The organism is Oribacterium sp. FC2011, assembly GCF_000701645.1.
In the GTDB taxonomy this organism is placed as follows: Bacteria; Bacillota; Clostridia; order Lachnospirales; family Lachnospiraceae; genus Oribacterium.
Map to the genome: position 1 here is coordinate 101,473 of NZ_JNJM01000008.1, position 15,343 is coordinate 116,815.

Below are 15,343 nucleotides of genomic sequence, written 5' to 3' on the forward strand. Positions count from 1 at the left end.
GTTTTATCGTTTATCCCTGTCGATCATTTCAAGAGAAATGATTCCGATTGTTATACATACGATTCCTATGAGTGCGATGACGCCCCAGCAGTGAAGTATGTTATCGATGTTTCCGGCATAAAGAGGATTCTGCATGGACTGGGCTGAGAGCAGATCCATCTTATAACGTATATTGGTTTTCTGAATGTAGTCCACCAGTGACTGAACCTCAGGCACGGATCTGAACTGGTATATGGCTGAGAACAACGCATGCGATGTCAATGAATTGTAATCGGCAACAGAACATATGGCAACTGTTCCCCAGTGGCTGATGGTCATTTTCTCCACGATGACCGCAGGACCTGAGCTGAATGAAAAAATGACTCCCGCAAAAACAAGCTGTATTATGAGGAGGAAAGGCATCACAGTCATGGCAGCTGTGGTTGTCTTTACAATGCAGGATATCATCAGCGCTATCATATCCGCAGAGAAGGTGATGATCCAGAGTGTGATGGCAAAATCCAAAGTAAAGGATCCTGTGACTATACTTTCTTCCGGAAATTTGATGCCATAAAGCTTATATACAACTATGGATATGATAACCTGCAGGAGACACATTATGGCCTGATAGATCATGTGGGCGCCTATATAGGCAGTGATATGAAGTCCGGCCCTGTGTTCTCTTTTTACGATCGCTCTTTCACGGCACACCACCTGAATGGAATTAAAAAAACCATTCCATATACATACGCAGACGATGGCAAATGATCCCGCCTTGAGTCTTTCCATGTTGGTGAAGAGGCTCTTTCCCATTACAAATGCCACCATCAGTGCTATGGCAGCAGAAAGGGGAAGACCCTTCCAGTCGCGTTCATTTACAAAGATGCGGAAGAGCTTTCCGAGATAAATATTAACCTGCCCTAACCTTCCGGTGTGAATAGCGTTATCCATTTGCTGCATCCTCATTTCTTTTACAAAATATTTTCTCGGATGATATATCCGAGGTGCCCTTCATGTGAGAGACACTTCCACCTCAGGGTCCGGAGTAATGGTGTCTCCCGAAGGAGTTTTACCGGATTTTTTCTTGTCATCAGCGGTGATATTTTCTGAAGCAATCTTCTCTCCTGTTTCAGTTTTTACCTCCGCATCATCCACCTCCGGTTCTGTGTTTTCAACAGATGATGCCGCTTTTTCTGCCTGCAGCTTTGCAAATTTCTCTATGAAAACATCGGCCTGGCCTTCACCGCCCTCTCCCTCGCTGTTGATGGCAAGGACTATGTCTTCCATGGTCTCTTTATTGAAGAATTCCTTAGCTTCGCTGATGCTTCCGTAGAATGCCAGCTGGCCGGTATGGCTGCTGTTCTTTGCCAGAACGATAACTTTGTCAAAGAGGTCGATAACACGGTCCGGTGTGTGGGTGATTACCATAACAATCTTGTACTGATCGGCAATGTTTCTGAGCTGTTTCATAAGATCCCGGGCCATAACTCCGTCAAGTCCGGAATCCGGTTCGTCAAGGATGAAAAGACTTGGATCAGCTACGAATTCAACAGCTATGGAAAGACGCTTTCTCTGACCGCCTGAAAGCTTGTCAACCAGTTCATTTTTAACCGCATCAAGACCAAAGAGATCCAGGGTATCCTGGACACGGGCCCTGCGTGCCTCAAAGCTTGTATCACTGGGCATACGCATTTCCGCAGCATTGGTAAGGGTCATGATAACAGTATCATCTCCGCGGAGAAGATCCTGCTGTGGAACCATACCGATCTTGTATTTCATTTTTCCATAGTCATTATAAACGTTAAGGTCACCCTGGGTGATGTCTGCCTTCGCTTTCTCGTAGCCGGTGACGGCATTGATAAAGGTGGTCTTACCTGCACCGGAACCTCCCAGGATCAGAACCATATTGCCCGGTTCTATCTTCAGGTTGATGTCTTTCAGAAGAATCTGCTTTTTGAACATGTTCCGTACGGAACGCTCCTGGATATGGATTTCCAGGTCATGGTTTTTGAAGGTTTCGTGATTATAAGCAAGATAGTCCCCTACAAAAACAAAATGGGTATCGCCAATGTTTATAACATCATAAAGCTCCAGCTTCCTTGAACCTTCAATCTTATTCTGGTTTACAAGGACGCCTCTTGTGGTGTCAATGTCTTCAACGTACCAGCTTCCGTCAGTGTAGCGTACTACGGCATGATGCTCGGATTCTGACCTTGTTTCATCTATGGAAGCTGCCGGTTCGCCCTTTCTGTTTTTCAGATAATCACTGACATGACTATAGATATGATATACCTTTTGCTCCGGGTTAAGAGGCACACGCTTCCACTCCAGATTTCCTGCAAACTTCTTCAGGAAAACAAATATGAGCATATCATCGTCTTTTTTAATTCGTATAACATCACCGTTTTTTAAAATGGTATAGGAACCGAATTCCACTTCTGTGTCATTAATAGTTGTGACATTGTTTTCTGTGAGATTGGAATAATGCCAGTTTCCAAAGGTATGGCTGAATTTCCCCTGGTTTTTATCAAGAAGGGGATATTCCAAAGAGATTTTGTCATCATTTTTAAAGTGGAACAGACTCTGCTTTCCGATTGCGAGCTCCTTTTCCACTTTGAACTGCTTGGGAACACTTCCTATTTTTATCACGACGATTTTCGCGGGGTCGACGAGATCTTCCAAAAGTCCGGACATATATACCTCCATTTTATGAACATCGGTCCGGTGAAACATCACTTTCCTTTGAACCGATGTTACATATCAGGTTTTCAGGGAAAACCTGACACAACATAATCCAGGTAAATTATAGCACAGGATTTAATGCTATACCTATTTAATATCGGCTAAGACAGATTATATATAAAAGAAACCGCCGCCATCGGCGACGGTAAATATCAATCGTTGTAACAGGTCAGCAAGGGATAGTCAGTCTGGAGCAATATGATATCCCGGATTTAACTGCTGCAAATCACTTTCCATACTGTTTATACAGATCAGCATGGGCATAGACCACATTCCATGCACCGGAAGTTTTTCCTGTGACGCAGATATAATGCGAGCCGCTTGGACCTGTAAAGGAAGATACCGCACAGTTACCGGCTTTTGAAACATAACCGGTCTTTGCCATGAGGGCCTTTCCGCCTGTGGACTGGGAATCTATACGTGTCAGGAATTTGTTTGAGAAGCTTATTCCTGAGCTATGCTTGTTGTTTGCCTTTGTGGTGTAGTTTCTGGTTGAGAGAACCGCACTTGCATAAGGATTAGCCGCAGCATATTTCATGACCAATGCCATGTCCTTTGCTGTAGTGTAATGATTATCATCGTAAAGACCGGTACAGTTTGTATAGTGAGTAGTTGCGGATATACCAATCTCCTGTGCCTTCTCGTTCATAAGATTTACGAACTGTTTTTCGGAACCGGCAATAAGCCTTACAAGGGCAAGGGCTGCATCGGCTCCGGAAGGAAGTATAAGACCATATAAAAGATCCTTTACGGTCACTATCTCACCTGCCTTGAAGCCACAGTTTGAAGCGTCATTATCATTAACATAATCAATGATATCACTTGTTATCTCCACTTCCTGATCAAGATCGGTAATATGTTCACAAGCTACGAGAAGAGTCATAACCTTGGTCATGGAGGCAGGATACATCTTTGAATCCCCGTTTTTCTCAGCCACGATCATATCAGAGTCCGCATCTACCAGAATCATGAAATTGGCATTTACATCAGGATTGGCTGTAAGGGCAGTTTTGACAAAACCGGTACCGGCAGTTGTAGTTTGAAAGAAGCTGCCGATCTCTGCTTTTGCGGAATTTGATTCAGTGAATGTTTCGAATGTCCCGGTGGTCAATGATGTTGTAGTATCTGTAACAGCTGTCCCGGTTGTCTGTTCAGAAGCTGCTTCAGTCTCTGAAACCTGAGCTGCTTCTGCAGTCGGTGCTGAATACTGAACGTTTTCTGTTCCGGCAGCAGATGTTTCATCAACCTGAGAACCTTCAGTCATGGTAACATCAACCGTCTGAGAATCTGCAGAAACTGCGGAACCTGAAACCTCAACAGTAACAGAATTACCGGCCTCAACAACCTGAGCAGTACCGGCAGTGCCTGTTTCGGAACCTGCTGTATCTGAAACAGAAACCTTCAACCCCTCACTTGCTGCAGCAGCCTGAGACTCCCCCAACGCTGCACTTAAAGGGCCGTATTCTGAAATGACAACAGCAACCTCATTATCCGCAAGAACCGTAGACGATATGGACAATGTTGACATCACCGCCACCATAAGTCCGGCAGTTACTTTTCTCAAATATTTCTTGTAATTTTTCATATTATTTATTATGCTGACGCCCGACTCCGTGCAATAAAAGCTGTACTGAAAAAATCTCCAGATTTCCGGACGGACAAAGCAACCCTCCCTTTTTAGTACGTATATAGTACCATGAGGAGAGGCTCTAAAACCTTACCAAAACTTTTCAGATTTCCTTTGATTTTGAAACAGTTCAGATGTAAGTGAGTATGCCGGGGCGATTCGCATTCAAATGGATGCTCACCGCCCCGGCATACGGACTAACGGCTTTTAAGCTTATTCAGTGGCTTGTTGCCTTGCTTTTGAGGTTTCTGCGCCCTCGGCCGTATGAGACATTCGGGTCCGAACCCGATGAGGTCCTCCCGGTGCTCCCGGAGCAAAGCCTCCTTCACAAGCTCATAGTTCTCCGGCTTCTTATACTGTATAAGTGCACGCTGCATAGCCTTCTCATGCGGATTCTTCGGAACATAAACCTCCTCCATAGTGAGAGGATTGAGCCCTGTATAGTACATGGTTGTTGAAACGGTACCCGGCGTAGGATAGAAATCCTGCACCTGCTCCGGAATATAACCCATATCACGGATGTACTCCGCAAGAGTAATGGCATCCTTAAGCCTTGATCCCGGATGACTCGACATGAGATAGGGAACGATGTACTGATTAAGCCCCAGCTCCCGGTTGATCTTCTCAAACTCCTTTACAAAGGAATTGTAGACATTAACACCGGGCTTGCCCATCTCTTTCAGAACATTATCTGAAACATGCTCCGGAGCCACTCTCATCTGTCCGGAAACATGGTATTTACAGATCTCCTTCAGGAACTCCTTGTTGGAGTCCGCCATGAGATAATCAAATCTGAAACCTGAACGGACAAATACCTTTTTCACTCCCGGAAGCGACCTTACCTCCCTGAGCATCTTCACATAGTCAGAGTGGTCGACTTTGAGGTTTTTGCAGGGTTCCGGCCATAAGCATTTTTTATTGACACAGGCACCGTGTTTAAGCTGCTTATCGCAGGCGGGACCTCGGAACTCAGCAGTGGGGCCGCCAACATCAAAGATATAGCCCTTAAACTCCGGATCTTTCGTGATCTGCTTCGCTTCCTCCAGTACACTCTCATGGGAACGTACCTGGACGATTCGCCCCTGGTGCATAGTGAGGGCGCAGAAATTGCATTCCCCGAAGCAGCCCCTGGCCTGGGTGATGCTTTCCTTTATTTCGCCAAAAGCAGGGATGCCGCCATCCTTATCATAAATGGGATGCCATGCCCTCATAAAAGGCAGGGCGTAAACATCGTCCATTTCCATTTCCGTAAGAGGTGCGGCAGGCGGGTTCTGAACCACAAACATGGCGCCGTCATAGCATTCATATATTCGTTTTGCGCTTATAGGATCTGTATTTCTGTACTGGGTGGCAAAGCTTTCTGCATATTTCCGCTTACTGCTTTTGATATCCTCAAAATCCGGAAGCCTCACGGCATCATAGATTTCATCCTCGTGACGCGTCTTGTAAACAGTGCCCGGAATCCAGGTAATGTCTTTGACCTGAAGTCCTGAGTTAAGAGCATCCGCTATCTCAACGATACTGTGCTCTCCCATTCCATACGAAATAAGATCGGCTCCACTGTCCAGAAGGATGGAGCGGCGAATGCTGTCGGACCAGTAATCGTAGTGGGCAAGCCTTCTGAGACTGGCCTCGATACCTCCGATAATGACGGGAGTATGTTTATAGGTTTTTCTGATGAGGTTACAGTAAACCGTGGCAGCTCTGTCCGGGCGCTTTCCCATTACCCCGCCGGGGGTGTAGGCATCAGTCTTACGATGACGTTTTGCCACGGTATAGTGATTCACCATGGAATCCATATTGCCGGCAGAAACCAGGAAGCCGAGCCTGGGTTCACCAAACTCCGTAACAGAAGAAGGATTGTTCCAGTCAGGCTGAGGCAGCATGGCAACCTTGTAGCCGTGGGCCTCGAGTATTCTTGAGATAATGGCAGCGCCAAAGCTGGAGTGATCAACGTAAGCATCACCGCATACGTACACAAAATCAGGCTGCACCCAGCCTCTGTCCAGCATATCCTTTTTATTGATCGGTAAAAATCCTTCAAACATATCCTAAATCCTTTAGTTCAAATAAGGGCCAAGTACAGTTGTTATACAATGCAAAAACATTGCACTTACCCATTTTCTGATTTAAACAATGAAATTTGTAATTAATAAAGATTGTTAGTTTTCCGATGGAACTGAGGGAATTAAAACAATTTGATCCTCTATTATCATATGGCTATGGGTTTAGCGCCGTCTTCTATAGGACAAACGTAACCGGTGGCGGTTCTCTTCTCAAACTCCACCCGGGCTTCCTCAAGTATCTTCGGTTTTTCATAGAGATCAACCGCTGCACAGGCAAGGACCTTTCCTGCATGGATAAGTGCCTTGTGGCCGATGGAGGAGCCGCCGCAGGAAACATTCTGCCAGCTGTGACCGGGAGCACCGTTTACAAAACCCGCAACGTGTATCTGCGCTGTAGGTGTCTGCCAGGAAACGTCTCCGACATCTGTGGAGCCTGCCTGAAATGCGGTGCTGTGGAGAAGCGGTACGAGAAAATTATTGAGTCCGCTTTTTCCGTGGCTGCTCTGCTCCTCTGCAAATTCACGAATCTTGTCATCTAACTTTGACGCAAAACCGGGAGCCGGGTTTTCCGGACAGGTGGCACTTAGAGCCTTTGCAAAGCTTATTTCCTCTTCAGTGTATGCAGGAAGCCCAACCTCCTTGAAATTCTCGTAAAGCACTGTCTCCAATGTGAAGTTCGGCACCAGATCTGCTGTCCCGTCAATAAAGGTGCGATCAAAGCTCGTTTCAGTCATAAGCGCTGCACCCTCAGCTATTTTATCGACGCGTTTTAAAAGTTCAACACAATTTCTTACTATTCCGGCACGAACCATGTATAAAACCGATGCATGCTCCTGAACAACATTGGGGGAAACTCCGCCGGCATCAGTAATGGCATAATGCACACGACAGTCAGAAGTCATATGTTCCCTCAGGTACTGGACACCGGTATTCATCAGTTCCACTGCATCAAGCGCAGATCTTCCGTGCTCGGGATCTCCTGCGGCATGCGCGGAAACTCCGTGGAAGTCGTAAAGCACCTGAATAGTTGAGTTGTTGGTGCCGGTTTTTATTTCGTTAACATCCTCAGGATGCCAGGTAAGAGCTGCGTCCAGATCCTTCCAGATTCCGTCTCTCGCCATAAAAGCCTTTGCGGCACCGCCTTCTTCTCCCGGGCAGCCGAAAAAGATAACCGTTCCCTCATGCCCCGAAGTTTCCAGATAATGCTTAATGCCAAAGGCAGCGGCAAGAGCTCCGGTACCCAGCATATTGTGACCGCAGCCATGTCCCGGAGCACCGGTCTCCAGTGGCTTATGACTCAAAGCTCCCCTCTCCTGGCTTAAACCTGAAAGTGCATCATACTCCCCGAGAATCCCGATGACAGGTCGTCCGGAACCAAAAGTGCCGGTAAAAGCAGTCTCGATATCGTCGAAATTCTTCTCGACCTTGAACCCATTCTCTTCTAAAACCTTCTCATAAAGGGCAGCCGACTTAAACTCCTTCAGACTCAGCTCCGGATTCTCCCAGATCCTGTCCGATAAGTCAGTGAAGATTTTTTTGTTCTTTTCGATGAAGTCAATTATTTGCTGTTTTACTTCTGTCATGCAGTCCTTCCCTCCAGGTGATATTTTTTTGTTCTTTTTTCTATTTTTGATTGTATCGTAAAGTTTCTGTTGCTGTCATCAAAAAAGATGCACCTCTCAAGAGATGCATCTTTAGTCTATCGGATACTTTCAGGCTTCCAGAACTTTTCCGAGGAAATCCTTGAGACGTGCACTCTTCGGGTGATCAAAAATATCCTCCGGAGTACCCTCCTCAATGATATTCCCATCTGCCATAAATACGACACGGTTTCCAACTTCTCTTGCGAATCCCATCTCGTGAGTTACGCAGACCATGGTCATGCCGGCCTTTGCCAGCTCCTTCATAACCTCAAGAACTTCTCCAACCATTTCCGGGTCCAGTGCTGATGTAGGCTCATCGAAAAGCATAACCTCAGGGTTCATGCAAAGAGCACGAACTATGGCAACACGCTGCTTCTGACCGCCGGAAAGCTGTACGGGATAAGCACTGGCTCTGTCCTTAAGTCCTACTCTTTCAAGAAGCTCAAGGGCTCTCTTTTCTGCTTCTTCCTTGCCGGTTTTCTTGACGATCTGAGGCGCAAGAGTGAGGTTCTCCAGGATGGTCTTGTGAGGAAAAAGATTGAAGTGCTGGAACACCATACCCATGCGCTGGCGGAAGGCATCCAGATTGATCTTTGAATTAACTATCTCCTGCCCGTCAAAGATGATGCTTCCGTCTGTAGGTTCTTCAAGAAGATTTAAGCTGCGGAGGAATGTTGACTTTCCGGAACCGGATGGTCCGATGACAACCATTACATCGCCTTTATTGATATCGATATTAACTCCGTCGAGTGCTTTCAGTTTTCCGTAATTATAATGTTTTTTCAGGTTTCGCACCTGGATCAGTGCTTTATTATCTGTTGTCACTTTGACGCATCCTCCTCTCTACATGTTCAATGATCTTTGATGTCGGGTAGCACAGGCAGAAGTACAGGAAGGTTGCCATGAGGAGCGGTTCAGCGATGATGAAGGTGGCTGACTGCACGCTCTTGACATTAAACATGATATCCTGAACTCCGATGGTGTAACAAACGGAAGACTCCTTTATGATGGTAACGAACTCGTTTGCCACAGCCGGAAGGATGTTTTTAACTGCCTGGGGAAGGATGATATGGTACATTGTCTGTCCCTTGGACATACCGAGAGACCTTGCGGCCTCTGTCTGTCCTCCGTCAACGCCTTCGATACCTCCACGGATGACAGCACTCATGTATCCACCTGAGTTTAGTGCCAGGGCCACAGCAGCCGGGAAAAATCTCTCAAACTGTATAAAGCCAAGGAAGGTGAATTTTGGCAGTGATATATATCCAAATACAATGTAATAAACCAGGAATATCTGAACCAGCATAGGAGTACATCTTACGAACTGTACATATGCGCTTGCGATAAACTTAACCGGATTGAAACGGGCGATGAAATCAAGGCGCTTCTTTCTTTCCATGTCATCTGTCTTTATCTTTTCGAGATATCTCAAGGGTCTTACATCCGACAAAAGCATAAGTGCCAGTCCAAATGCCAAGAAGAAACCAAAGAATACAGTACATAAAGCAAGCAGAACCGTTACGATCAGGCCCTGCTGGAACATGGTGCTGTAGTTGAGGAGTTTGGTTATATTGCTCCAACTGATGGTCATATATAATTCCTGCCTTTCAAAATTAAAAACCGAAAAAATCTCCGGGACGGACGCCCGGAGAAAAATATTAAACTGAATGCCATGTATCGGTTCGGTTTCCGATGCTATGACACGATCTTTAAAAAACTATATCAGATCGCTCTTTTTGGTATCAGTTAGCTGTAGCTTTGCCGTTCTCGTCAAGCTGACCTTCGAAAACATTAGCCTCATCAGATGCAAGATCCTGAGCAGTAGCAATGTACTCAGCCATTGATCCGTCTGAAAGTGCATTGTTGATAACAGCATTTACTGCAGGTGCGAGATCGCTGCCCTTCTTAAGAGCGATAGCAGAACCTTCTGCTTCATAAGGAACATCCCATGCAATCTGAAGCTCAGGATAGTTCTTGATGTACTGCTCTGCAACGGCTGTCTCAATGAATGCGCCCTCGAGCTTTCCGGAAATAAGCTCTGAAATGATGTCTGTAACCTTTGTAAGACCGATGATGTTGGCATCAGGAGTATTCTTCTCTGCAAGACCCATCTGGATAGAACCGTTCTGTGCTCCTACAGGAAGACCTTTGAAGGCTTCGAAATCTTTATACTTGTCAACGTCTGCCTTACGGATAACAAATGCCTGTCCGCCTGTGTAGTAAAGGTCTGAGAAATCAAAGGTCTCTTTACGCTCAGGGCTTGGTGAGAAACCTGAGATACCGAGATCGATGTTGCCGTTCTGAAGCTCCATAAGGATACCATCAAAATCGATAGTAACTACCTGAAGTTCGAGGCCTAAATCATCTGCGATTCTCTGGGCAAGTGCCATGTCAAAACCTGCAAGTTCCGGAGTACCGTTGTTAACGTGATAGAACTCGTATGGTGCAAAGTCAGGTGATGTACCAACTGTAAGTTTTCCCGGTGTGATTGTTGTGAAATCTGTCGGGATCTCTGCTGTTCCTTCTGATGCGCTGTCTGCCTTGGATTCTTCGGCAGCAGCTGTAGTCTCTTCGGCAGCGGTTGTGGCAGCCTCTGTAGCAGCAGCTTCTGTTGCTGCGGCGGTTGTAGCGGCAGCGTTTGTCTCTGCAGGCTTGCTTGATCCGCAACCTGCAAGTGATGCAGCGGCAAGTACAGCAGCCATAAGTACTGTAAGATTCTTTTTCATATTGTCCTCCTCAAACCCTTCGCCTAAGTTATAAATAAAAATAGTTTTATAACTTGGGAGTTTATACTGTTGCAAGAAATTATAGACCTTTTATAAAGGAAATCAAGTATTTTTATTCATGAAAATGTATTTTTGAAACGCAATATACAAAAAATATGCATAAATCATTGCATAGAGTGAGATTTATGCATAAGTTTAATGATTTTCGGGACATAGCAGGCGGAATCTGTTTTAATAACATGACATTTTATGATTAACGTTATAAAGTGGATGCCCGCGGGATATGATCCAAAATCACATCAAAGTATATCCTCTATCATTTTGTGCTTCCCATTGATGGATTCAAAAACCCGTATCTCACAGTTCTTTGGCTTTGGCCACCAGCAGACGCCGTTCGGTTTATCCGTGAGATAGCCTGTAAGGGGACGCATGATGCCGCCGTGACAGGCAACCAGGACATTTTCGTAGTCTTTTTGTTCCAGTTCCTTCAGGAAGGAATGGCTGCGTTCGATAAGTTCTGAAAGCTTTTCAACTGTTGCCGGTGCCGGGAAGAATTCCGGCATGGACCAGTAAAGCACCATGGCGGGGTTCAGAAGATAATATTTCTTTTGCTCATATTTTCCGAAATCGGCCTCGATCAGCCTGTCATCAATGATGATTTCGGAGCGGTCAACATTGCCAATGATGGAGCCCGTCATTATGGCGCGATCCAAGGGGCTGGCATAAACCGCATCAAATCTGATATCTCTTATCTTTTCTCTAGCGGCCTTCGCCTGGGCTATGCCGGTCTCGTTAAGCGGTTCATCCGTCCGCCCCTGCATAAGCCTCATTTTATTTAAACGGGTCTGACCGTGTCTTGCTATCCAGATTTTCATATAAAATTGATTCCTTTCGAAATACATTTATTGAATAGAAAACAAATGTTTGCTGTAATAATAGCCAGTTTATAGTCACGTTAGTTTTGTTTTTTGTAAAATAAAAACGACCACCCTGATCCTGGCAGACTAGGTGATCGTTTCTTAAATCATTTTATCGCCAGATCGGATGGAGGCACCCATCTCTGCCGGCTGCTTGATAATTAAAGTATATCAGCTTAAAAAGATTTGTCAATCCGGCCATAAAAAGTTCACTTATTAGAAGAAATCTTACATCTTGCTACTGTGCAAAATATTTCTTGTGAGATGTAACGATCAAAAGTGGCATTGATGGTAGCCTTACCTTGTCTTTCAACGCAAAGGAAGGAGCTGCCAAATCTGTCTCTTATTATCGGATTTCAGAGGTGCCAGATAGATTTCCCCATTGTCCCCTGCAGTTAAGGCCTGCTCATCTTCGCTTTTCAATAATATGTAATAACCGTCATCTGAACCCTTTTTTATAAACCAACTGCCGGCAGTTTCGCTTTTTTCTGCCGAAAATACCACCGTTGTTAATTCTTCATCATGTTCATCATCGGTGTTTTTTGATTGTTCCTTCACATCAAGATATGTGTTCTCCGGAACCAGGTGTATAAATGCTCTGTCGCCGTTAGTTTCAATCTTTACTCCGGTTATTTCACACCCCGCGCCTTCAAGGGGCGTAATAGTTCTGATTCCGCTGAATCTCTCGGATGTATTATCTCTGAGATATACCTGGTATGAAAAGTCAGAGTATCGTTTCATGGCAAGGAGACTCCCTGCGATGCCTGAGCTGCTGCAGATGGAAAAATATATCATACAGGCAAGCATAAGCATTGAGATACGTAATGGTTTGAGATATTTATTTCTGAATTTCCACTTCTTCAAAATCACTTCGTCCACCAGGATATCCGATTGTCTTACGGTATTCATCCATCCTGAGCATGATAGAGGGATAAGGCAAACGAAATAGGGTAATGTGTACTGCCCTTTTGCTTCCCAGACAGTATGGAACAGAAATCCTCCGATAAATATCACGGCAAAGCACAGAGAGACATTATCCTTCCTTGAGAACATGGCAAATATCAATGCTCCGGCTATAATCCAGAACTGGAGCAGATTAAGCAGCCTTGAGATCCCTTCGCTGCGATACACTGACAGGAACTCCACTATCCAGCCCGGACTTTTGAAATCTGAAGCAGTACTCAGGCCCTGATTTATCCAGAAAGCCTGAAAATCAGGATTACACCATTGGGATATATTCTTTCCGGAGAAAAAGCTGACAGCCATAAGAGGTTTTTCGGCAAATTCATTTAGCCTTTCTTTCAGATCCACAAGGCATCTTTCTGTCTGAAGATTTTTGTCGAAACCTGCCTTCTTGTAGGATACGTAATTATACTCATTGTACCAGCCATTAAAGCGTTTAGGGTTATCCTGAAGGCCCATGACAATAAAGGAAACACTTGATAAACCTCCTTTTTTGTCTATGCCGGTTAGTTGTTTCATCAGAAAGCCGGGAACAATGGAGCCGAAGCTTAATGTAAAGAGAATACCGAAAAATGCCGCAAGAGTTCTCAGATTCCTTCTTTTCAGAAGCTCCATCAGGCAGTAGATACCAAGCCCCAGAGTGAAGATCATATAGTTTTGTTTGATGAGAACAGAAAATGCGCTTAATGCTACTGCCGCTGCAAGCTTCCACCGGCCCTTTTCTTCCATAAAACCATAAAGATAATACAGGCTGCCTATGCCTGCGGTTAAACCAAGAATGTTACCGTATACGAAAGTAACATACAGAGCCAGGGGAAGAAACATAAGAAGAACCACACAGTTCAAAATGCTTGTGGGAACATCAAATATTTTCTCTGTCAGGGAACGCATGAATCCAAACAGCAGCCCAAGGGCCAGGACATTGATCAGTCGGAAGATAAGATAATTGTTGCTTCCGAAAATGACAGTCAGGCAGTACATAATAAGCACAATGCCATATTGATTCGGATAGTAATCAAGATACCCTTCCGGTTCAAAGCAAGAATAATCATGGTTCAGGATCTCTTCTGCGCAATCGACAACATACTTCTGATCTGATCTCGGAATATGCTGTGTTGTGATCACAAAAATGAAACACATAATTGTAAAGGCCAAAAGCATTACCCCGGTCACCTTTCGGTGATCAATCCGATGCAAGACACTATCCTTCAGTTGTTTTTCCTTAAAACGTTTAAAGCTTCTGAAAATCAGCGTCATAAGGAATAGTATCACCACAGAAAACAGCAGATTCTGAACCATACTGTCATGAATGATATAGGACCGCTCATTCATGTCACCCAGTCTTACTGTCGAATATCCGGTTACTATAAAGAGCCAGAAAATGAAGCAGAAAAAAATACCCCATGCGATTTTAGCCGCAAGAGCCGCAATTTGTTCATATACTCTACCCGTTGAGTCGGCGGATTCATTTATCTGCTTTTCGTGATCCATGGAGATTTTTGTATTCATAAACGACTGCTTTCTCCTTATCGTCTAACGGATGGTCTATCCGGTTCTGAAACAGCTTCCGTATACGTCCGTTCACTTATTATATATCTTGGACGTGCTTTCACCTCTATATATGACTTCCCTACATACTCACCTATGATGCCAAGAGCCAGCATGTTTGCCCCGCCAAAAAAACATATGAGACATATCAGACTCGCCCAGCCGGCTACAGTGCTGCCATTAAAGAATCCAATAACTGCCCAGACAATTCCAAGGAATGAAATAAAGGTAACCAGCGATCCAAATCCGATGATGATTCTGATAGGTTTTATGGTAAGGCTGGTAATTCCGTCAAAGGCAAGAGCCAGCATCTTTGACAATGGATAATGACTCTTTCCGGCCATTCTTCCGTGCCTTTCATAGTAAACAACGGTACTGGGAAAACCTACCAATGGAATCAGGCCGCGAAGAAACAAGTTCACCTCATGAAAATTCGCAAACTCCCTCAGAACCTTTTTGGAAATGAGCCTGTAATCTGCATGGTTGTAAATGACCTCAACCCCGCCTACTGTATCGAGCATTTTATAGTAGCTTTCTGCTGAGAATTTTTTTAAAAAAGAATCATCGGCTCTCTTAGACCTGACTCCATAAACTACTTCATAGCCCTGTGAATATTTTTCGATCATTTCGTCCATGGCATTGATATCATCCTGCCCGTCACAGTCAATGGAAATGGTTATATCGCAAAATTCCATTGCTTCCAGGAGCCCTGCCAGAAGAGCATTCTGATGTCCTCTGTTACGACTTAGGGAAATGCCTATGAAATGAACATTTGCTTCTGAGTACTCTTTAATAAGTTTCCAGGTACCGTCACTTGACCCATCATTAACAAATAAAATCCGGGACTCATCACTGATCTTTCCCTGAGATATGAGCTCATTTAACTTCTTCAGAAATAAATCCGAAGTAATGGGAAGCACCTGTTCTTCGTTGTAACAGGGAATCACAATATATAATTTCGGTTTTGAACATGCACCATTTGAATTATTGACGACCAAGTTCATTCCTCCTCATCTCAAACTCTTCGCTGTCTGGCAATTGTTACCACATCCGATACATGTTTTTCTTTTTTTACATAATCCGCAAGATATGGGATACAGAACATGACTTTCCCACGTTCCGGAGAGGCGAT

11 protein-coding genes are annotated in these 15,343 nt (G+C 44.7%); all 11 read right to left on the reverse strand.

The window, feature by feature from the left end; genetic code table 11:
- Positions 1-3 precede the first annotated feature (3 nt).
- The gene (locus T357_RS0108145) at positions 4-930 is read right to left on the reverse strand and encodes an ABC transporter permease (protein WP_031550778.1); all 927 of its coding nucleotides are present in this window, start codon (positions 928-930) and stop codon (positions 4-6) included.
- A gap of 60 nt (positions 931-990) precedes the next feature.
- A complete protein-coding gene (locus tag T357_RS20195; RefSeq protein WP_049962344.1) occupies positions 991-2,673 on the reverse strand; it encodes an ATP-binding cassette domain-containing protein in 1,683 nt (560 codons plus the stop codon).
- A 274-nt stretch (positions 2,674-2,947) separates the two neighbouring features.
- The gene (locus T357_RS20200; RefSeq protein WP_049962345.1) at positions 2,948-4,306 is read right to left on the reverse strand and encodes a D-alanyl-D-alanine carboxypeptidase family protein; all 1,359 of its coding nucleotides are present in this window, start codon (positions 4,304-4,306) and stop codon (positions 2,948-2,950) included.
- Between the two features lie 239 nt (positions 4,307-4,545).
- Entirely contained in the window at positions 4,546-6,396 is a 1,851-nt protein-coding gene (locus T357_RS0108160) for a YgiQ family radical SAM protein (protein WP_044916492.1), read from the reverse strand.
- 164 nt (positions 6,397-6,560) lie between these two features.
- Entirely contained in the window at positions 6,561-7,997 is a 1,437-nt protein-coding gene (locus tag T357_RS0108165; protein ID WP_031550790.1) for a M20 family metallopeptidase, read from the reverse strand.
- A 129-nt stretch (positions 7,998-8,126) separates the two neighbouring features.
- Positions 8,127-8,882 (reverse strand): amino acid ABC transporter ATP-binding protein, encoded by a 756-nt coding sequence (locus T357_RS0108170; RefSeq protein ID WP_031550794.1) that lies wholly within the window; start codon positions 8,880-8,882, stop codon positions 8,127-8,129.
- A complete protein-coding gene (locus T357_RS0108175; protein ID WP_049962346.1) occupies positions 8,869-9,648 on the reverse strand; it encodes an amino acid ABC transporter permease in 780 nt (259 codons plus the stop codon). The genes T357_RS0108170 and T357_RS0108175 overlap by 14 nt, the downstream gene beginning before the upstream one ends.
- Before the next feature lie 151 nt (positions 9,649-9,799).
- On the reverse strand, positions 9,800-10,783 hold the full coding sequence (locus T357_RS19130) for a transporter substrate-binding domain-containing protein (RefSeq protein WP_049962347.1): 984 nt from the start codon (positions 10,781-10,783) through the stop codon (positions 9,800-9,802).
- Between the two features lie 299 nt (positions 10,784-11,082).
- The gene (locus T357_RS0108185) at positions 11,083-11,658 is read right to left on the reverse strand and encodes a histidine phosphatase family protein (RefSeq protein ID WP_031550802.1); all 576 of its coding nucleotides are present in this window, start codon (positions 11,656-11,658) and stop codon (positions 11,083-11,085) included.
- Positions 11,659-12,009: 351 nt separating this feature from the next.
- A complete protein-coding gene (locus T357_RS0108190; protein ID WP_031550805.1) occupies positions 12,010-14,172 on the reverse strand; it encodes an ArnT family glycosyltransferase in 2,163 nt (720 codons plus the stop codon).
- Positions 14,173-14,189: 17 nt separating this feature from the next.
- Entirely contained in the window at positions 14,190-15,209 is a 1,020-nt protein-coding gene (locus tag T357_RS0108195; protein ID WP_242840082.1) for a glycosyltransferase family 2 protein, read from the reverse strand.
- Positions 15,210-15,343: the final 134 nt, after the last annotated feature.